Raw genomic sequence first — 19,052 nt, forward strand, 5'->3', positions numbered from 1 at the left:
TGAAGAAGGCTTCTCAGCCGCGATATCCATGACCGGCAAGCAGATCCTTGAGCTCCCGGCCATCCGGCGAGACATCATGAGGCTGCCCCACCGCCAGTCGTGCCGAGCGCGTATCCTTCAATCCATTGCCGGTAATAACGGTTACGACTGAAGCGTCAGAATCCACGTATCCTTCGGCAACGGCCTTGCGCAGACCAGCCACGGAGGTGGACGCAGCAGGCTCCGCAAAGATTCCGCTCAGACTGCCGGTGTAGCCGATCGCCTCCAGAATCTCGGAGTCATCCACGGAGATCATGGTGCCGCCGGACTCATGGATGGCTTGCAGCGCCTTTCTCCAGTTGCGTGGCACCCCCACCTTGATACTGTCGGCAACGGTGTTCTCGGGGCGGTCGGGCGGCAGCGATCCGGTGCGGAAGGCTTGCAGTACGGCGTCAGCGCCGCTTGCCTGCACGCCAAGCATGCGTGGCGTACGGTCAATCAGTCCCAGCAGCTTGAACTCGCGGAAGCCCTTCCAGATACCTGCAATGGTGCAACCGTCTCCTACCGAGACTGCAACCCAGTCAGGAACCTTCCAGTCGAGCTGTTCGCAGATCTCCAGCGCAACGGTCTTCTTGCCTTCCACCAGCCATGGATTGATGGCGCAGTTGCGGTTGTACCAGCCGGAGATCGCGCACGCGGACTGGCAGAGCTGGAACGCGTCATAGTAGCTGCCTTGCACTCTCAATACCGTCGCCCCGAACGCAAGCAGCTGGGTGAGCTTGGGCTCAGGCGTGTCCTTTGGCACGAAGATGACGCTGCGCATCCCCATCGATGCAGCCATGCCGGCCAAAGAGGATGCGGCATTCCCTGTGCTGGAACAGGCGATGACATCTTTGCCCTCCGCGCAGGCCAGGGCCACGGCGAGCGCGCTGGCGCGGTCCTTCAACGATCCCGTTGGGTTCCGTCCATCGTCCTTTATCAGCAGCGAATCGAGCCCGAGATACCTTGCGAGCCGAGGCGCTGGAGTGAGCGGCGTACAGCCAACGGAGAGGTCGGGGATGCGTGCCGAAGAGGCATCCACTGGCAGCAGCTCTCTGTAACGCCAAAGGGTCTGGCTCGCACGGCCGGCAAGCGGACTCTGTTCCAGCGAACGACGTGCCTTGTCATAGTCGTACACCACGTCCAGAATGCCGTCTGCGCCGCAGAGCTCACACATAAGCCGGGTTTCAGGAGCGTAGGTTGCACCGCACACAACGCACCGCAGGTGATCCACACAGGTCATCTTCATCTACCTACTTCCTGCTTCTAGTTGTTGTTGTCAGCCCCACCGGTAAGTTCAGCCAGCAACCGGTCTACCTCGTCTTCGGGCATCTCGCTGATGCTCGCCAGCGCAGCCAGATCGTCTCGGATGGGAGCCACGCTGCACGACGTTGCGCTGCTGGATGGCTGCGTATTCGAAGCCTTCGCCGGTGTGAGTGTTGCGACGTATTCCGACAGTTGCCCGATCGTCGGGTAGTCCCACACGGCTGTTGTGGAGATGCCGACGCCGAGCCAGGCCTCCAGCGCATTGGAGAATCGAAGAGCAGAGACCGAATCCAGGCCATACTGACTGATGCGATCTTTCACGCTGATCGTGGCGCGATCGCGTCCAAACTCCTTGCAGACCCAGTCAGAGATCCAGTTCACATAACGCTGTGTATCGGAATGTTCTTCGTTGTTTGCCTTGGCTGGAGTGGCCGCAGAGGAAGAGATCGACGTCTCCACCGCTGCCGAAGCCGTCCCAGGCTTTCGGAGGAGAGGATCGATATTCCAGTCTTCACTGGCCATCGTCTGCTCCACGTCACCGATCTCACGAACATATTCGTTGATGACGTCCTCAGCCTGCACGGCATTCAGATACACGGCCTCGGACGGTGTCACACCCAGCGCGCTTGCGATGCACTGGTCAAGTCGCAGCCGCGTCCACTCCTCGGCACGGCTTAATGCCGCAGAGGGCTCTTTCTGCGCCCGGTAGCGAATGCTTGCGAGCAGAAGGCCCTGCACGCCGACCTCGCCGGCCAGGCTGTTGGCCCAGTTCTGAGCAGCGACGCGGTCGGCTCCCATGGGAAGCCGAGTGCTCTGCGTACGGTCTGCGATCCGTGCAGCCGTCACCTGCAACTCGGCTGCAATCGCTTGTTGATGAAGAACGTTGCGGAGAAAGCTCTCCAGCGGAGCGCTGTCATTGATCAGCTTCGAGCCGATATACGCAGTCATTGGTTCCGTTGGCCCCTCGAAGATGCGCAGGATGCGCGCATCGCGGAGAATCTGCGGAGCGATATTGCTCTCGATGTAACCGCGGCCGGCCATCTGCTGGACGAGCCCATCCGCAGCCTTCCAGGCAAACTCCGGTCCGGCCACCTTGCAGGCGCAGAAGAACTCCGGGGGAACAGGCTCATTCGCATCCATCAACCCGGCCACCACGATAGCCAGGGATTCGACCGCGGTAACTGCGGCAGTCAGATCGCTGATACGGGTAAGCGTAACCGGATTCTCGATCACCCGGCCGGTTGCGATATGGCGCGCCTTGCCGTGGCGCAGCATCAACTGCAGGCAACGCTTCAATACCCCAACACTTGCCCAGCAGAGAGCATAACGGCCGTATTCCATCGCATCCATTGCCACGGTCATGCCATTCCCGGGGGTTCCGAGCATGTCATCGGCCGTGACCTTCACACCTTCAAGATGCACTTCGTTCTGCACCATCGCGCGCAGGCCCATCGTCAGCGCCTCCGGCCCCATGCGCAATCCACGGCTTCCCTGGCGTACCGTGAAGGCAGTGACTCCGCGAGGACCGTTCGTGTCACCTGGTTCAAGCTGAACGAAGGTATTGATATAGCCGGCCCAGGAAGAGGTGCCGCTCCAGATCTTCGTCCCGTAGAGTTCCCAACCTCCAGGAGCAGGCACTCCTCTGGAACTGATGCCGCGCACATTCGAACCCGCGCCAGGTTCGGTCATCGCAAAAGCGATCAGCTCGCGTCCCTGCGCGAGGACCGGCAGCAGCTCCTCCTGCCGCTTCGGCGTTGCATGGCGCAGGATGGGGCGGACTCCCAGGACATTGTTCACAGCGGTGAAGGATGCAATTGTGAGGTCGATAGCGGCGAGCTGCTGCAGCACCAGACCGGTACTTAAGTGGTTCAACGCCAGGCCACCGTAGCGCACAGGCGCCTGCATGCCCAGAACGCCGTGATTCGCCAGATCCATCACGATATAGGGTGGAATCGAGCGCCGCTCATCCATCAAGCGCGAGTTGATGCGCTCCTCGGCATAGTCCCTTAACCAGTCCAGGGTCTCCTGGAGCTTCTGTGTTCCAGCCGTATCTTCCATGTTTCTTTCCTCCTCTGCATTGGAAACATTCACTACTTGTGCGGACTGCCATTGACTGCGCCACTGCGGGGTAATCCAGGTATGAAGCGAATCGAGCGCACCGTCCAGGAACATGCGGCGGCAAAGCTGGCGCTGTTTCTTTCCGCTGTGTGTGCGCGGAAGATGTCTGGGCCTCAGCAGGACAATCGCAGCCACTTCAAGCCCATGCTGCTCGGACACAGCCGATACCACATCCGCTGCAATCGCATCGGGATCCAGGGTACGCATGGCGATGCGCTGCACCTCAACGGCCAACGCCAGGCGCAGCTCCCCACCAATCTCCAGGGAGAAGACACAGCATCCGTCCCGAGCCAGCGATGGATGCGCGATTTCAATATCCGGCTCGACATCCTCTGGGTGAATATTGACGCCGCGCACGATGAACATATCGTCGATGCGCCCGCGAACGTACAACTCGCCGTTGTACATCATCCCTAGATCGCCGGTGCGCAGATAAGGACCGTCACCGCTCGGCTGCAGGTGTGCCTCAAAACGCTTCAAAAGCTCAGGGTGCTTCCAATAACCCGCAGTCACAGAGGGGCCCTTCAGGCATATCTCTCCGGATTGCCCCTCAGGCAACTCCTCCTGCGTGAACGAGTCGGCGATCCGAACTTCTGTGCCTGGAACCGGCACACCCGACGAGGTCAGCCGGACTCCGCCATCAGCTTCAGTCGGGACAAAGAGCCCTGTAGTTAAATGCTCCGCATCCGCAGAAAGGATGCGAGGCAGATGGCCAAGCGCTGTGGTCGTTGCAGCCAGCGTGTTCTCGGCCAGTCCATAGCCTGGACAGAAGGCCTCCGGAGCAAAACCGTATGGAACGTACTTTGCCAGGAACCGCTCTACCGTGTCCGGGCGAACATGTTCTGCCCCGTTGATCGCGGTCACAATACTGCTCAGGTCCAGGCCCTTCAGTTGCTCGTCAGGAATCTGGGTGCAGGCTTCAAAGGCAAAGTTCGGGGCCGCCGTGTGGGTCGCCTTATACGTCGACATTCCCTCCAGCCAGCTGAGCGGGCGCTGCGCGAACATACCTGGCGCCATCATGATGCATTCGCACCCGCAGTACAGAGCCTCCAGCAGCCCCAGCACTAATCCCATGTCATGAAAGTGCGGCAGCCAGGTAAAGACCCGGCTCTCCTGATAAAACCTCCGCTGCTGTTGTAGTGCATAGCAATTCGCCACTACGTGACGGTGCTGCAGCACCACCCCCTTGGGAGTTGACGTCGAGCCGGAGGTGTACTGCAGATAGGCGACATCTTCGGCCGTGCAGCCAGGGTCTTGCCACTCAGGTGCGCTCTCCGGGAGGTCTTCCTCCTGCATGGCCAGCCAGGTAACGGAAGGCAGAGCCGCGGTCAGGATAGGCTGCATCTCGATCGTCGTCAGGCCAAAACGCGCGCCGCTGTCTGCTGCGAGAGTTGCTGTATGGTGCTGAGGACGACGAGGGTTCGGGTAGCGCGTGGGAACCCCGATAGCTCCGGCATACATGCAACCAAAGAAGGCCGTCAGGAAGTCCAGACCGGCGGGAAAGACCAGCATGACGCAGGGCTGCTCCGTGGGCTGCGGAAGCCCTGTAGCCCGCAGGCGGGCGGCAACGCGGCGCGCACCACGATCCAGTTCCGCAAAGGTGCGCCCACGCGGTCGCGCCTCTCCGTCAAGAAAGGTATAGCCGCGCTCCGGACTCAGTTGTGCACGCAGACGTAGCAGCTGCGCAAGCGTCAGTCGGTTCGTTTGAATCTCGGCGTGTGAACGATCCTGTGGACTTGTCATTGATCTGCGGGGCAATCGCCCGGCATCATCCTCACGATATTTTGTCGGACGACTTCGTTATCTTCTGCCGGAGCGGTGCTTCCTCTCTTTCCTGGAAAATACTATGCGGAGAAGTACGGTAAGACCTCTTCCCCAAAGGTTCGAATCGATTCCATCGTAAGTTCGTGGGGTGTCGTCCCCGTCTGCATCACCAGGATCAACTCGTCGACCCCGATATTGACAAACCTCTGCACGGTCTCCCGCGCGCTGGCTGGATCGCCGATAACCGCCGAAAGCTGCGAGCTCGGCGTATTGCGGGCCTTGCGGAAGCGCTCCAACTGCTCATCGGGCAAAAAGTCCCGGGAGATGTTGATGCGGCCGCTCGGCCGCTCGGCGCCGTAATAATGCACCATGGAGCGCAGAAAATAGGTCGCACCGCGCAGTCCATGCCGGCAGGCGCTCAGGTCGTCCTTCAACACGAAGGCCGCCGCATTGCAGGCAAAGTGATTGTTGATGACCTTCCCCACGGGCGTGGCCTGTGCAATCGCTTTGCGATAGTCGCTGACACGTTCTCCTAACATCTCGTCGTGATAGGTCGCAAGATTCAGCGCGCCAATACCAAGCTTTCCGATGGCGATCGCCTGCTCCGGCTTAGAGCACGCTGCAAACATGGGAGGATGTGGCTTCTGCACCGGCTTCGGCACGATACAGGTCTCAGGAATGTCGAAGTAGCGCCCCTTGTGGCTGAAGACATCCGCTGCCCACATCTTTGGAATGATCTCCAGCGCCTCCAGCCACTCGCCATGGATCGCCTCCGAGTCCACTCCGAACGCCTCGCGCTCGACACGTGTGCCGGACTTCGCGGAGCCCCAGTTCACCCGTCCATTCGAAAGAATGTCCAGCGTCGCAATGCGTTCAGCGATACGGATGGGATGGTTGTAGCGGTGCGGTAACAGCGTGCAACCGTGGCCGAGACGGATTCGCTTGGTCTGCCCGGCGATGTACCCCAGGAAGACCTCCGGGGCCGACGAATGGGAATATTCATACAGCCCATGATGCTCGACCTCCCAGATGCAGTGATAGCCGAGGTCATCTGCCAGCTTGGCCTGCTCCACGCAGTTGTGGAAGAGGATGGCCTCCTTCTCCGGAGTAGGGTCTGCCAGCTGCATCTCAAAAAACAAGGAGAACTTCATGAGGCCTCGCTTCTAAAGCTCGTAAGGGTAGAAGCCTTCACCGCTCTTGCGACCGTTGCGTCCTGCGTAAACCATCTTACGGAGCAGCGGGCAGGGGCGATATTTGCTGTCGTTCAGTTCTGCATAAATCACCTCTAGCGATCGCAGAACCGTATCGAGTCCAATAAGGTCTGCAGTCTCCAGGGGGCCCATCTTATGGCCAAAGCATGTTTTGAACAGGCGGTCGACGTCCTGCGCGGACGCTACATTTTCGTGGACGAGAAACATCGCCTCATTCACCATCAGCATCATCACGCGATTCGTCACAAACCCGGGAGAATCGTTGACGATAATGCTCTCGCGGCCGGCCTGGCGAAGAAGCTGGATGCCCTTATCAAGCACCTCTGCCGAGGTGCGATCCCCTCGTATGACTTCCACAAGCGGCATCAGGGGCACGGGATTCATGAAGTGCATCCCTAAAACGCGCTCCGGATGCTCGTACAACGAACCAAAACGCGTAATGGGGATTGCTGAAGTGTTCGCTGCAACCGGAACGTGCGGCGCCAGCACCCGGTTCAGCTCCTCGTGAACGATACGCTTCAGATCCCAATCTTCCGTGATGTTTTCGATCACGAAGTCCGCCTCTGCGACACCGGCCAGATCCTCTGCGACCGTAAGATAGTCGATCGGCGAGATCGCCTGCGGATCTTTGCGCAGGAGGTTGTAAAGTTTGGCGTTCTTGCGAATGGTGGTAGTAGCGCGATCTAATTGGGCACGCGTATTGTCGACAAGCAGCACCTTGTGGCCGCTCTGCGCGAAAAGGTGCGCGACTCCAGATCCGATAACGCCGGCACCGATAACGGCGACGCGATTAAACGTTCCTTCGCCCCTTCCAGCAGCCGATTCGTGCTCTGCATAGGCAAAGGCTGACACTGGTTCCTTCATAAACTCATCCGTGATGAAGTGTTCTCTACTGGTGATCTATAGTTTCACGATTTTGATCTGTAGTCTCCTCGAAAATGATGGAGCAGATTATCTACACGTGACCTAAGATTTTGAGGCGCTCAAGAGCCGGGCTAAAGCCATAAATGCGATACCCGTTTCAGTGGGGCGGATACCACCGCTCTTCGTCTTCTGGAAGAGGCGAATGGTCGCATTCTCTTGAAACCTTCTGGCCTGCACGGTGAGGCTAGGTTGGGCTGTATGCAATTCTTCCGCAGCGGCAAGCATCGTTGCGTGAAGATCTGCCCCAAGGCCGGCACGCCGAAGTGGAGGGCCGAGCAGATGCTTCAGGAGATCATCCTGAAGGAGACCAAAGGCGTTGGGCCGACTCCAACGCTTCCACCGGATGACTCTTTGACGTTCCGCTGGTGTCAAAGAGCGATACATTCCGATGCGGCGAGGCTCATGGAGCCCAACTTACAGGAAAACAAATACCTACAACCTGGAGCACTACCTGATTGGACACTTTGGCGACTTGCCACTACGGAATCTCAGTACGTTCGAGATTCAGATCTGGCTGAATAACGTAGCGGAAGAGCAGGATTACTCCGATTCGGTGGTGCGAAGTTGCTTTAATAACATCCGTGCTATCACCCACCTGGCGAGGAAACAAAAGTTTCTTGCCGAAGATCCGGGAGAAGACGTCACCATGCCAATCACTAAGATTTCCGAAAAGCCGGTGATGGCAATCGATCTCATGCTCCTGCTGCTTGGAGCGATTGAAGACCTCGGGGATCTCTGCCTCATGCTTGTTGGCATCTTCAGCGGGCCTCATGCAAGTGAGGCGATGGGATTTCAATGGAAGTCTTGGACGGGAGTTTCCCTGAGCCCTACGGCACCGCCGTCGAGGGGCAGTTTTATGAAGGGCGTCTCAAGACCAAGGCGAGTCGATCTCCCATTGCAGTTCCGGAGCCCGTACGCCCGGTGATTGAGGCTTGGCGAAGAATATGTCCGGACCCGTCTCCGGAGGCTCTCATGTTTCCCACGTTTGGTCGCGGGAAGCGGAAGGGGCAAGCTGTACCGCGGCACGCAAAGAACTTCCTCAAGTGGCGGATTCGTCCGATCGCTGAGAAGTTGGAGATACCAACTCGTCTCATTACCTTCCAGGTTATGCGACGTTCCCTGGGAACTCATCTTTCCGGCCACGGCACGCTCAAAGACACGCAGGGCACCCTACGCCATGCAAGCATCACGACGACCGGCAACGTGTATGTGCAGATCGTAGAAGAGAACGTAATGCGAGCGGTGAACTCTCACGCTTCGAAGGTGCTCGAGGGATGGAGTCCAGCGGTTGAAAGCACTGGGCGGACGGGTCGTAACGTGAAGCGTCTACCGGAGCCACTTGCGGGGTCCGAAAGCAATTTGGTGAAGTTTGGTGAAGTTTAGGAGAGGAGGTCTTGCATGTGCTTGATAAATATGGCTCCTGAGGTAGGACTCGAACCTACAACCCCTTCGGTTAACAGTTAGGGATTCCCTCTTTTCAGGGTTGCTCGTCGGTGTTCTATGCTGCTCATAGGAATAGGCTTACATCACTTCCTAGAAGTTGCCGGACTGTGGGTATTACCCGTTATTACCCGCCTTTTCGAGGCAAGGTACCCACAAAACTACCCACACTCTTGAGGCTCAGTTTCAGTCCTCCGTTGGGGAATGCGAACTCCCTACCCCCCCGTGATTCAGTCGCAAACATCTGATCTCGATCATCGGCGGCGCTAATAGAGCGGACCGCTATTAGCGTTTCTCCAGCAAGGCGCTAATAGCGATGGCGAGTTTATGCGTTAGCACTCGACAACGCGCTAGCTTGCTGTCTAGTGCGTTGTCACGCTGCACTCAATTCCCGGAATCACGCTTCTTTGTTTTCAATCCTTTTCCGGGATTTGAGTGCATGGTTGCAGCACTGAAACCCCGGAATTTTGCACTCAAACCTCGGACAAAGTTCAGGCTAAAGTTTGTCCGGGATTTGAATGCCAAAACGAACCCATCCCATTTCCTTGCCGCAGTTCTGTTCCGGGATTTGAGTACAAAACACACGGCGGATTCCGGGATTTAGGTGCAGCATAGTGACCCTCCAGGACATATTCCGGGAATTGAGTGCAGCGTGACACCTGATGAACACCTTACGGCCGGCTGCCGCAAACTCCCCCAAGACTGCTTCAGTAACGCTTGAGCTAACCGATCTCTGTTCACTTGCCGATACCCTGGTGTGGAGCAGAAATCACCGATCTTTTTGATCGGTTTAAGCTATGCTTTTGGACTGAAGGGCTTTTGGACTTGTTTTCTTAGCTTTTCTGCCCAAGACCGCTTGAGGGGTTTGCCTGTTTTCACAACAAATTTGTACTTGCATGAAGCACAGGTAACAAGAAGACTACGGCCAACAGTGTCGTTTATCACGATAAATGTCGTAGTTTTATCACGCTATATGTCGCATTCAAAGCTACTGGGCTATGCCCTCGCTGACGGTCCTAACGCGCTTCTCCAGCGATGAGCTAGCCTGTGCTTCTTCCAACATTGTGGACAAAGCGCTTTGTCTGGGGCTTTTGTCGGAATACGATCTCGGCTGAACGGATTCATGTGCCTTTCCATGACAGGAGGTGCCGGTTCGCCTTTACGACATTTATCGGGAAAGGAATGCGTCAGATATTCTGACAAACAACACGAACGTATGACGATGATTGGAGCCATCAGATGTAATGAAGGAACTGTCTTGCTCGCCGATGGACAGGAAACGATTACCGATTACGCAAAGTGGAGCGTGAACAAGATCAAGTCGGCGGAGCTGATAGGGCAATTTCGTTGTGTGATGACGGGCGCTGGTAGTGCGGACACCATAGACATGATTTGGGAGAAAGTCTCAGCCCTTTGGAATTCGCCCGGATCGTCATATTTACACGGCTGGATTACTCGAGTAGAACTCAGACCTCTTCAACAATGGCGTGAACAGATTGTTTCGACCGTCCGTGAAACAACTGAGACCTGCGTCGTTCCTTGGGGAAATGCCCATTCGGGAGTGAGTCTTATTTGGTTGATTCAGGATCTATCGGAGCCCCCCGCACAGCCTGGTACTGTGCCGATGGAATTGTAGACAGCGAGCAGCGCAAAGAGGCTGGGAGCGAGACGCGGTACCAATGCGATGGGACGGAGCATGAGAACACCTTTGCGCTGAGAGGTTTTGTGACGATTCAGGGTTGTGCAACTACTGCTTCTGGATGCGTGGTGGAGTGTACCTCCACGGAGAAGATAAGTTGAGGGTCTGGCGCAGGGCGTCGTAAAGTTGTAGCCATGGGACTATTTCGACGAGTTGGGTTCGCACTGATGATGGCTACGATGGTGTTGTTTCGCGCAGTTGCACAAAAGCCGGCTGATGCCGGGCCGCGGCTGGAGGTGGCGACGATCAAGCCCAGTGCCCCGGAAGAGACGGGCCGGTTTGTTGGTTGGGAGGGGCGAAAGTTTATGATGCACTACTCCACGATGAGCCAGGTGACGCAGTTTGCGTATGGGTTGCAGGCGAAGCAGATTGTGGGCGCGCCGGCGTGGTTTGATGCGACGACCTATGACATTGACGTGTTGGCAGATACCGCCGAGCCTACGCGCGAGCAGTGGAAGATCGTGCTGCAGGAGATGCTGAGCGAGCGGCTGCACTTGAAGGTGCATCCTGAGCAGAAGGTGATGCCGGCGTATGTGCTGAGCGTGGACAAGGACGGGCCGAAGATGAAACCGCCAATGGATGAGGAGGGGACGGTGGAGGTTGGGGTGCGGATTGGGCGTGGGCCGCATGAGTTGGTATTCGTGAAATCGGTTCGCGGAAGTATGGGGGAGTTGGCATCGGAACTGCAGCGCGTGGAGATGGACCGGCCTGTGGTGGACAAGACGGGTTTGACGGGGCGGTTCAACTTTGAGATGAGAGCGACTTCGACGAAGCCGTTCTTTGCAGGGGAGACTCCTGACCCGAGCGATGATGCGCCGCCGATAGTGTTTACGGCGTTGCGCGAGCAGCTTGGGTTGCGGCTGGACCCCGCGAAGACAGAAGTCGGTTGCCTGGCGGTCGACCGTGTGGAGAAGCCCTCTGATAATTGATTACATGATGCGCTTGGGGATGGGCGGGAGCTCGATCTTCTCTGGTACGTGCCGGGTGACGACGACGCCATTGGTCTCGAAGTGCGTGACGCGGTGGCCGTAGTCGTGGCCCATCATGACGGCTTTCTTGAGCAGCGAGAGGTGACGGCGGGTTTCTTGCGGGAAGAACTTGTTGACCGAGGCTTCGTAGTCGGCGTGGAGCAGATAGTAGACGTCGCACTTGGGGCAGTAGATGGGCTCTTCAAGCTGGCGCGTGAAGGCGCCCTGCGAGTACATAAACAGCTTCGAATTCCGAGATTTTAGTGCAGTAAATCAGTTCGAAATGTACAATTCCGGCCTTTAAGTGCAGTCCGACACCTCTCGCCATTCGAACCAGCCACGCACGTCCGTCTTGGTGTGCGCCGGAGCGTCCTTCAGTCCGATGCGACGCCAAATTAACGCAACAGACCCGTCAATCCTGCCAGACATCCTTGAGCAGACGGTCAAAGTTCCCGCCCAGGATCTTCTCAATACGCGCATCCGAGTGCTTCCTCTTACTCAACAGATCGGCGATGCGAAGAAAACGGTCTGGCTCATTCAGATCGGGCACATACAAATAAACATCCGGGTCTTCGCCGGGCGCGGAGATGCCTTGCCTGCGCCGCTCCTTGATCTCGTCCGCAAATGACTTCTTGTACTCCGGCGTAAGCACAAGCGGAGAGGTCGCGCGGTCCGTGCCCATGCCCACATGATCCTCGCCGCAAACGTCGATCGCGTGCTCGATATGCCGGATCACATCGTCAGCCATCGGCTGCCCCTGGCTACGCAGAAATGGCATCAAATAAATTCCCACATAACCGCCCTTGTCGGCGAGCTTACGCAACTCGTGGTCTGTCTTGTTCCGCGGATTCGGTACAAGCGCGGCGCAACCGGTATGCGAAATCGCGATCGGCGCCGTCGAAGCCTCGATCGCTTCCAGGGTAGTACGTTCGCCGGCATGGGCCAGATCGACCAGCGCCTTGTGTTCATTCAGTCGCGCCACAAGCTTGCGACCATACACAGACAACCCTGCATTACCCGGCTCCAGGCAGCCATCCCCCACCAGAGTGCGCTTGTTGTAGGTCAGCTGGAAGATACGGACTCCGAAGTTGCGAAAGGTATCGAGTCGGACGAGATCCTCGCCAAACGGATTCGTATCTTCGAAGCCGTAAATTAGGCCCAAGCGATCGCTGCGTTTCGCTTCAGCAATATCCGCTGCATGCCGTACCAGCAGGAATACATCTGGATGTGCAGCGATCTCTGCATTCCAGTAAGCAATCGCGCGGACGGTCTCGTCATAACTGGCCGGACCGCCGACGATCAGATTGATGGCCGTCAAACCCGAGGCACGCGCATCATTAATCTCGGCAGCGGTCAGCGGCGTATCCAGGGTGTCGTTTTCCCCGCCAGGGGTGCCGAGGGAATCGATCAAGATCCCATGGCCGTACCCCTTCCCCACTTCACCTTGTGTCTCCGCCAACGCGCGACCAAACATGCCGGAAAGAAGTGTTGCGGCGGACGCACTTCCAAAAAGAGACAAAAAACTTCGACGCTGCATGCTGTAGAAACCTCAACGTTTAAAGATATCTTTCGATGTGAAGGTATAACGCTGGAAAAGTAATCTATTCCGAAAGCTGCAATACACCTATGGACTTACCTTCAAGTGGCTCAAGCTAGTGGGCGATAGTCACCGACCCCGTCTCGGCTACGAAGAAGCATGGGTTGCCTCCTCCAATAGGTAAGCGAGCGCAAAACCCACTCAATCGGCCCGAAAGCAAAGTACCGAAGCCAGATGGGGCTAACCACAAGATTGATGATCCACACCCCGAACACGCAGTAGAAGATCTGGAAGAATTCAAGCTGACCGTAGAGCTTCCATGGTCCCCATGCAAACAGAAACTGACAAATCACGCTGGTAAGAATGTAGTTGGTCATCGCTGTCTGGCCGACGGCTGCGCAGCGCCTGGCAAGTCCACGAAAGGCTCCGATCTTGACGAACAGAAGTATAAAGGCCGCAGTCGCCAGCGTCGCTCCAACGCGCGTGAACTCATGCGGCAGATACATCCAGCATGCAACAACCCCCGGTGCGAAGCCCGACGCCCTGGCCTTCAAGAGTCCGGCTAACGTGAGCGGAAGCGAAGCAAGAACTCCCAGCAATATCGTCCACACATACGTTGCACTGGAGAGCTCGCCGGTGAAAAAGTCCAGCTTGAACAGCGCCATGCCGATCAACATCATCCCACCCGACTCGACCACAGCTATCGCCAGAGAGATCAACTCGCCTTTCAGAAACTCAACAGGGCTCTGTTTCAGCTGAGCCAAATAGCCTTGCCGCCCCTCCCGGATGCGTGCAGCGTCTTTCTGCGCGTCGTAGGTCAACGGCCGCATCATCACGTTCCACGACTGCTGATCGGCCCTCTGCGCATCCGTCGGCGTCTCACCTGCGCGTGCGACGCGTTCCGCCACCACCTGCCGCTCGACAAGCCGCAGTGTAGGCAGTTGCTTATTCGCGGAAAGATAGGCGTAAGTACCGGGTATGCCCGTGATCAAGACCCCTGCAATCAACAGCGTCTTCGGCCTCAGACCGCGGCACGCGAACACGAACAGCAACGCGGTCCCCGCATAGGGCATGATGTAGTCGCCATCCCATATGAAATAGGCGTGCAGCAAGCCCACAACGATCATCCAGCAACTCCTGCGCAAAAATGTGGTTGAAGCCGCCTCGGCTCCAGCACGTCTTTCCATGCGAGTAGTTAGCAGCATGACTCCAGCACCGAAGAGCATGGAAAGTAATCCACGCGTCTTCCCATGGAAAAAGATGTATTGCAGAAAGTAGACAGCGAGATCGAGATGAGAGTGCCATCCGCTTAGCGTCTGCCTGGGTAAGGAATAGACAACGCCAGCAAGGTTCTGCCCGGAAAAATCGGAGATATTTGAAGCGAGAATCCCCATCAGCGCGATTCCGCGCAGAATATCCATGCTCGCAAGGCGTTCCTGTCTTGTCGTAGGCCCAACTACCTGAACGCGATGCAGGCCCTCTGATTTTTCTTCGGTTCCCAAGGCCGGTTCTGCTTCCTCCGCAAGAAGTGCTACTGCTGAACTGTGTGTTTTCTGCACGAATCTCTCCTATTTCCTTACAAACGCCTGCGACCCTTAGCCGGTCACAATCACGCCTTATGAAAGGCATCGCCTGTAATCTGCGTCTTCTTCAGCTCTGCAATCACATCGCGATAGTCGCTCAACGTGTAACCCTTCTCCTTTGCAATCTGTGCCGCAATCGGAGCCATCTCCGCTTGGTATTCGACGTAGGCCTTATGCGCCATCACCGCAATCTGCGCCGGCGGTATGTCGACCCCGTACCGTTCGAACGCCAGCTTGTACTCCTCCGGCGGCAGCCTGAAATCAGATCGCGCCTTCGGCAGAATTGTCGCCCGCGCCCACGCGTCGTAATCCGCCAGCTCCACTTTCATCTTCGCGTACGGTTCCTCCCACCCCGTCAGCTTGTAATTCGTAAACAGCTTCGCAATCCCATCTATGTAGTTCTGGTTCCGTCGCAGCTGTGTCTCCACATCTGCTACGGATACTGCTTCCAGTCATACTCCGGCGACAGCGTCTCGAGCTCCGCGACCGTCATGATGTGGTACTGCTTGATGGGATCGCGCATATCCACGCGACTCATCGAACCCCTGGCAAGCGCCGTCTCGATCCGCATTACGTCGGCTGCCTCATGCGCCGCATTCTGCTCGGAGTCGCCTATCAGTACAAACATTCGGGTCACATGCGCAACATATTGCTCGCGCAGCTTCTGGCTCCGCGCATCGTCAGCGAGATAGTAATTCCGGTCCGGCAGGGTCAAACCTCCTTGCCCCGTCGCCAGGATCTGCTTGTTCGAATCCATCTCGTCCTTCTCCACATTGACATCGAATAGCGCCGTCCCGCCGTACTGTCTGGCCAGCTCCAGACTCAGAGCCGCAATCTGCTTCTTCTCCTTTAGCCCGTCGATCGCCCTCAGCAACGGCTCAAGCGACTTAGCGCCGAGCTTGTCGGCCGCCTCGACGTTCATGCAGGCCGCGAAGTAATCGCCATACTTCTTCTGCAACGGCGTCGTCGGAGCCTCTGCCGCAGCTTTCAGATCGATGTACAGCAGATAGTTATGAGTTCCGCCAGTTGAATGACTTGGTTCCAGTGGGTCTGGTCAGCGGGAAGCGGGTTGTTTTTCATCCAGTTTCCGCAGGCGTACTGATAGAAGTTCGTACATGGGTCGGCGGTCTTATCGATCGCCGAAAGGTCAAGGCTCTTCAACTTCTTCGGCACCGACGTGGGACCGGCATCGAGATTCAGTCCTGAATCGAGGTTCTGTCCGAAAGCTGTTTTAGGAGCGAGATATAATCCACCGGCCAGTATAAGAAGCGAAGCAACGTTTTGTAAGCGCATGGAACTCCTAGAAACAATTCAGATGAGAAGCCGAATCATTGAAATTGGATCAGAGAAAGAGACCCAGATTTTCTCGAGCCAAAACTAGTCATCTTCCTGATAAAACACGGTAAGCCCGTTTTTATTCCGACCGTTCGAAAGATTTTCTTTCCTTCCACTCGTCCGCAGACGGATTGCCCCAGCGCAACAGCTTTCTTGACTCCATCATGAGAGTCATGCAACAGCGAAGGCCCAATGCGCGCCCGGACTATGAAATGCCCGATGACATTACCAGCACCCGATTCATCGCGTCCCTGCCGTATCCGATGGAAAACAATGGGACCTACTTCGCTTGTGGAGTTTTCACAGTGTAGTCCATCATCTTTTGCTCATGTCCATCTACGCCACAATTCAAACAGCAACGGCGGCATCCGTGAGAGCATAGCCTTCGTCCGATGCACCTTGGCGTGACAGGCAGGTCAAAGCGCAATCCTCAAGTGCAGAACAGACTTCCCTAGCCAGCGATCGTGGCCGATGATCGAGCGCCGATGCGACCGGAGGCATCGCACACCCGGCACCGATAGCTGTCCTTTTTTTTGAACGCGACCCCCAGCGCACTCCTCCGCCGCATCGCAGGAGCACAAACCTCGTCCAATCGCTGTCAACATCCTGACCGAGAGGATCTCTCATGTCCCGCATCGCGCTCGTCGCTGGAGTCACAGGAATAGTCAGCAACAACCTCGCCCATCAGTCCCTCTACAACGGTTGGGAGGCTCACGGTATCACTCGACGCGCCTCCAAAACCGTCGGCGGGTTTAACTTCATCGCCGCAGACCTCCTCGATGCAACGGCCCTGAGCGCGCATGACAGCTCCGATTTGTGTCAGTGTTCACCGCTTGAGGGTGACGTAACGATCCCGTCGAGCTCGTTGATGCCAGGCTCTATTCCCCGAAAGGAACCAACGATCTTCTCATCGGAGAGAGTAGGAGCTACGGCAATCAGATCTTTTAATGGTAACAATTATTCTTCGTCAGACTCAGTGTAAATACCGTTCGATCTCGATTCGATTCCTCGAGGCAAACGCTACCACCGTGCTCTTCAGCTATTCGACGAGCGAGGGTGAGCCCCAGGCCTGTTCCGTTGAGTTTTCCTGCGGTCACGAACGGATCGAACAACGTCCTCCGGACAGCGGCAGGTATGCCAGGACCATTGTCAGATATTGTAATGTAGATCCGTTCATTGACTTCCGTAAGGTGGACCATCACCTCAGGCACGTGAGTTGAGAGCGTCGCAGCTTGGCAGGCATTGAGCAGCAAGTTATATATGGCACTTTCAAGATTCTTCGCATCGATGTCTGCTTCTGTCGGCGGAAACTTGCCGACCGTGATGGACACGTTCCGTCCGTCTGGATGAAACTTCATCGCCGCAACAGCTTTCTCAACAACCGAGGAAACGCGCGCACGGACAAGCGGGCTTTTCCGTCCGTTACTACCGAATTCCAGTAATGAATCAATGCGCTCTGTCATCGCGAGCACTGCTTCTTGAATTTCGAGCAGCAGATCAGCCCGCATGCACGCACATATATCGTCGCGCTCGAGGAACTCTGCGTTCGCATAGATGGCGGTGAGGAAGTGGCGCATATCGTGAGATATCGAGCATGCCATCCTGCCGATTGCCGACATCCTCTCTGCCTCTATCAGTTGGCGCGACGCAGGCCGCGGCGGTTCGTTTCGCAGATCCAGATCAACGCCCTTATCAAACATAAGGATATTGCCTCGGCCTGAAATCTCTGTTTTTCCAGGGTTTGTACTCACTGTTTCCCCTTGTGATCTAGAGACATAAATCGAATGAATGGCGCCTGCGCCTTCGAGTGTGTGGTTCCCGACTCGTGCGGCATACCACCGTTTGAGGTCAGGAGTTGATCGTTCTATCTTTTTTCGCTACCTCGGCTTTGAAATTGTTGACTGCGTTGAATACCTGCGATCGTGCTACACGGTGGCCAGCTCGGCAGGAAGATCGGCTACAAAGCACTCTTGCAATGTACCCATGGCTGGCCCCCGTGAAATTCGCAGGTCTTTGTATCTATTCATAGTGAGTCCAAAACGAAAGGCTACCTATGCGTCGTGACAACCTGTCAATACGGAGATAGGCGGAACTATGCTAAGACGATCAATCGCATACGTTACAAGTCCTTGCACCTCAGATGGCGGCAGGCCGAGATACTTCGCAACCTCTGTTTCAGGTGAACGGATGATCAATCTCAGCACAAATGCCAGGCGGGGGAGATCGGGCAAGCTACCAATGGAACTCGGCAAAAAAAACTGGCTCTCATCTTCCTCTCTGCGCGCGTCCGACAGTACAGCAATCGCTTGAGTGATGAAAACATCTCGAGCCTGAATGTAAGCGAGTGCTGGAATGGAAGATTCAAATGCAGTCGTATCGAGCTTAGCCATCGTGCGCGCGAAGGTGGCTTCGACAAGCTTGCCATCTGCTACGAGATACCAAACCAGCGTCGCGAATTCATCCAGGTGCTCGAGCAGTAGGAAGCACCATGATGCGCTTTTCGGTGATGGAGTAAATAATGAGGGGGTAAATAATACGGGTGTGAATGAAGTTGCCATGGCTGTTACTCCTAACTTCGTAAAGGGGAGGGCTGAAATCTAATTGACTGCGGGAACGTCATGCAGCACGGCCTCTCGAACTGCTTGCCGCCTCCGCAGCGCGACGGTCTGATCTTCGTTTTGAGCAGCCTAACCGCTCGAACACGTCGTTCACCGTATCCTGCAACCGGGTGTTAGGACGATGCAGTTTGCGGGTTGCCTTCGCTATCAGCCGAGCGAGTAAATAGCGATTCGATTCATAGGTGAGAGCCATAAATGTTAATTCAGCACGCATGGTGTCCCTCCGGAAGCCCGATCTTAGTTGCAGGTGTTAACTTCGAGATCGATGATCTGCAGTGTGACGATGGCAGCTATTTTTGAGGCGCACCATTATGGGGTAGGTACGACCAGCGATTTCTGTAGCCGCGCCTGATCTCGACTTGCGTGTGTTCGTTCCTTGAACCACGGCCGCATGCTGAACGCGTATACGACGATGCAAAACAGGTTCGCGGGAATAAAGCCAAGCTGTGACGTTCGCAATCCAATTAGACAGACGATCAAGCTGTTGGCTATTGCGACGAGGAGTCCGATCCATGATTTTCGTGCGAGCAGTATTGTCGCCAGGATTGTGAAGAAACAAGAGAGATAATCC

At 56.3% G+C, this 19,052-nt stretch carries 18 protein-coding genes; 5 read left to right on the top strand and 13 right to left on the bottom strand.

Annotated elements, in window-relative coordinates:
• Positions 1-13 precede the first annotated feature (13 nt).
• From HDF15_RS04605 to HDF15_RS26180, 5 genes are all read right to left on the bottom strand, one after another.
• Positions 14-1,267 carry a threonine synthase gene (locus HDF15_RS04605; RefSeq protein WP_221314275.1) on the bottom strand — a complete coding sequence of 418 codons (1,254 nt, stop codon included), beginning with the start codon at positions 1,265-1,267 and terminating at the stop codon, positions 14-16.
• Between the two features lie 17 nt (positions 1,268-1,284).
• Positions 1,285-5,145 (bottom strand): AMP-binding protein, encoded by a 3,861-nt coding sequence (locus HDF15_RS04610; RefSeq protein WP_184253196.1) that lies wholly within the window; start codon positions 5,143-5,145, stop codon positions 1,285-1,287.
• Between the two features lie 101 nt (positions 5,146-5,246).
• On the bottom strand, positions 5,247-6,317 hold the full coding sequence (locus HDF15_RS04615; RefSeq protein ID WP_184253197.1) for an LLM class flavin-dependent oxidoreductase: 1,071 nt from the start codon (positions 6,315-6,317) through the stop codon (positions 5,247-5,249).
• Between the two features lie 12 nt (positions 6,318-6,329).
• Positions 6,330-7,241, bottom strand: coding sequence for a 3-hydroxyacyl-CoA dehydrogenase family protein (locus HDF15_RS04620; RefSeq protein WP_184253198.1), 912 nt, complete (start codon positions 7,239-7,241; stop codon positions 6,330-6,332).
• 102 nt (positions 7,242-7,343) lie between these two features.
• The gene (locus HDF15_RS26180) at positions 7,344-7,685 is read right to left on the bottom strand and encodes a LysR family transcriptional regulator (protein WP_311733031.1); all 342 of its coding nucleotides are present in this window, start codon (positions 7,683-7,685) and stop codon (positions 7,344-7,346) included.
• Between HDF15_RS26180 and HDF15_RS04630 the strand changes: the two genes are divergently transcribed.
• The 4 genes from HDF15_RS04630 to HDF15_RS04645 all read left to right on the top strand — a co-directional run bounded on the left by HDF15_RS04630 (position 7,684) and on the right by HDF15_RS04645 (position 11,369).
• Positions 7,684-8,226 carry a hypothetical protein gene (locus HDF15_RS04630; protein WP_311733038.1) on the top strand — a complete coding sequence of 181 codons (543 nt, stop codon included), beginning with the start codon at positions 7,684-7,686 and terminating at the stop codon, positions 8,224-8,226. The two genes, HDF15_RS26180 and HDF15_RS04630, sit on opposite strands and share 2 nt — an antisense overlap.
• A gap of 47 nt (positions 8,227-8,273) precedes the next feature.
• Positions 8,274-8,684: a hypothetical protein gene (locus tag HDF15_RS04635; protein WP_184253200.1), complete on the top strand. Its 411-nt coding sequence runs from the start codon at positions 8,274-8,276 to the stop codon at positions 8,682-8,684.
• A 1,315-nt stretch (positions 8,685-9,999) separates the two neighbouring features.
• Complete coding sequence (locus tag HDF15_RS04640) at positions 10,000-10,377, top strand: hypothetical protein (RefSeq protein ID WP_184253201.1); 378 nt, start codon at positions 10,000-10,002, stop codon at positions 10,375-10,377.
• A 197-nt stretch (positions 10,378-10,574) separates the two neighbouring features.
• A complete protein-coding gene (locus tag HDF15_RS04645; RefSeq protein WP_184253203.1) occupies positions 10,575-11,369 on the top strand; it encodes a TIGR03435 family protein in 795 nt (264 codons plus the stop codon).
• On the opposite strand, the gene HDF15_RS04650 is transcribed toward HDF15_RS04645, so the two are convergent.
• The 6 genes from HDF15_RS04650 to HDF15_RS25740 form a co-directional block, all read right to left on the bottom strand.
• Positions 11,370-11,645 carry a hypothetical protein gene (locus HDF15_RS04650; RefSeq protein ID WP_184253205.1) on the bottom strand — a complete coding sequence of 92 codons (276 nt, stop codon included), beginning with the start codon at positions 11,643-11,645 and terminating at the stop codon, positions 11,370-11,372.
• Positions 11,646-11,820: 175 nt separating this feature from the next.
• Positions 11,821-12,945 carry a dipeptidase gene (locus HDF15_RS04655; protein WP_184253207.1) on the bottom strand — a complete coding sequence of 375 codons (1,125 nt, stop codon included), beginning with the start codon at positions 12,943-12,945 and terminating at the stop codon, positions 11,821-11,823.
• 110 nt (positions 12,946-13,055) lie between these two features.
• Entirely contained in the window at positions 13,056-14,504 is a 1,449-nt protein-coding gene (locus tag HDF15_RS26185; protein ID WP_184253209.1) for a DUF418 domain-containing protein, read from the bottom strand.
• Positions 14,505-14,554: 50 nt separating this feature from the next.
• The gene (locus tag HDF15_RS04665; RefSeq protein ID WP_311733032.1) at positions 14,555-14,956 is read right to left on the bottom strand and encodes a DUF885 family protein; all 402 of its coding nucleotides are present in this window, start codon (positions 14,954-14,956) and stop codon (positions 14,555-14,557) included.
• A 5-nt stretch (positions 14,957-14,961) separates the two neighbouring features.
• The gene (locus tag HDF15_RS25735; protein ID WP_260330829.1) at positions 14,962-15,486 is read right to left on the bottom strand and encodes a M13 family metallopeptidase N-terminal domain-containing protein; all 525 of its coding nucleotides are present in this window, start codon (positions 15,484-15,486) and stop codon (positions 14,962-14,964) included.
• A gap of 29 nt (positions 15,487-15,515) precedes the next feature.
• A complete protein-coding gene (locus tag HDF15_RS25740) occupies positions 15,516-15,821 on the bottom strand; it encodes a M13 family metallopeptidase (protein ID WP_260330830.1) in 306 nt (101 codons plus the stop codon).
• Positions 15,822-16,488: 667 nt separating this feature from the next.
• Here HDF15_RS25740 and HDF15_RS26395 point away from each other — a divergent pair.
• Positions 16,489-16,845, top strand: a complete 357-nt coding sequence (locus tag HDF15_RS26395) for an NAD-dependent epimerase/dehydratase family protein (protein WP_409254858.1) — start codon at positions 16,489-16,491, stop codon at positions 16,843-16,845.
• Here the strand turns inward: HDF15_RS26395 and HDF15_RS04675 are convergent.
• Positions 16,808-17,563 carry a PAS domain-containing sensor histidine kinase gene (locus HDF15_RS04675; protein WP_184253211.1) on the bottom strand — a complete coding sequence of 252 codons (756 nt, stop codon included), beginning with the start codon at positions 17,561-17,563 and terminating at the stop codon, positions 16,808-16,810. The genes HDF15_RS26395 and HDF15_RS04675 overlap by 38 nt on opposite strands.
• A 351-nt stretch (positions 17,564-17,914) precedes the next feature.
• Positions 17,915-18,421, bottom strand: coding sequence for a sigma-70 family RNA polymerase sigma factor (locus tag HDF15_RS04680; protein WP_184253213.1), 507 nt, complete (start codon positions 18,419-18,421; stop codon positions 17,915-17,917).
• Positions 18,422-19,052 lie beyond the last annotated feature (631 nt).

Source organism: Granulicella mallensis (genome assembly GCF_014203225.1).
GTDB classification, from domain to species: domain Bacteria; phylum Acidobacteriota; class Terriglobia; order Terriglobales; family Acidobacteriaceae; genus Granulicella; species Granulicella mallensis_A.

What these genes read in the sequence shown, in the direction of transcription:
- HDF15_RS04615 (WP_184253197.1), bottom strand. Translation starts at nt 6,317, where the DNA reads ATGAAGTTCTCCTTGTTTTTTGAGATGCAGCTGGCAGACCCTACTCCG.
- HDF15_RS04680 (WP_184253213.1), bottom strand. Translation starts at nt 18,421, where the DNA reads ATGGCAACTTCATTCACACCCGTATTATTTACCCCCTCATTATTTACT.
- HDF15_RS04620 (WP_184253198.1), bottom strand. Translation starts at nt 7,241, where the DNA reads ATGAAGGAACCAGTGTCAGCCTTTGCCTATGCAGAGCACGAATCGGCT.
- HDF15_RS26395 (WP_409254858.1), top strand. Translation starts at nt 16,489, where the DNA reads ATGTCCCGCATCGCGCTCGTCGCTGGAGTCACAGGAATAGTCAGCAAC.
- HDF15_RS04655 (WP_184253207.1), bottom strand. Translation starts at nt 12,945, where the DNA reads ATGCAGCGTCGAAGTTTTTTGTCTCTTTTTGGAAGTGCGTCCGCCGCA.
- HDF15_RS04635 (WP_184253200.1), top strand. Translation starts at nt 8,274, where the DNA reads ATGTTTCCCACGTTTGGTCGCGGGAAGCGGAAGGGGCAAGCTGTACCG.
- HDF15_RS04610 (WP_184253196.1), bottom strand. Translation starts at nt 5,145, where the DNA reads ATGACAAGTCCACAGGATCGTTCACACGCCGAGATTCAAACGAACCGA.
- HDF15_RS25740 (WP_260330830.1), bottom strand. Translation starts at nt 15,821, where the DNA reads ATGCGCTTACAAAACGTTGCTTCGCTTCTTATACTGGCCGGTGGATTA.
- HDF15_RS04605 (WP_221314275.1), bottom strand. Translation starts at nt 1,267, where the DNA reads ATGAAGATGACCTGTGTGGATCACCTGCGGTGCGTTGTGTGCGGTGCA.
- HDF15_RS26180 (WP_311733031.1), bottom strand. Translation starts at nt 7,685, where the DNA reads ATGTATCGCTCTTTGACACCAGCGGAACGTCAAAGAGTCATCCGGTGG.
- HDF15_RS04650 (WP_184253205.1), bottom strand. Translation starts at nt 11,645, where the DNA reads ATGTACTCGCAGGGCGCCTTCACGCGCCAGCTTGAAGAGCCCATCTAC.
- HDF15_RS04675 (WP_184253211.1), bottom strand. Translation starts at nt 17,563, where the DNA reads ATGTTTGATAAGGGCGTTGATCTGGATCTGCGAAACGAACCGCCGCGG.
- HDF15_RS04645 (WP_184253203.1), top strand. Translation starts at nt 10,575, where the DNA reads ATGGGACTATTTCGACGAGTTGGGTTCGCACTGATGATGGCTACGATG.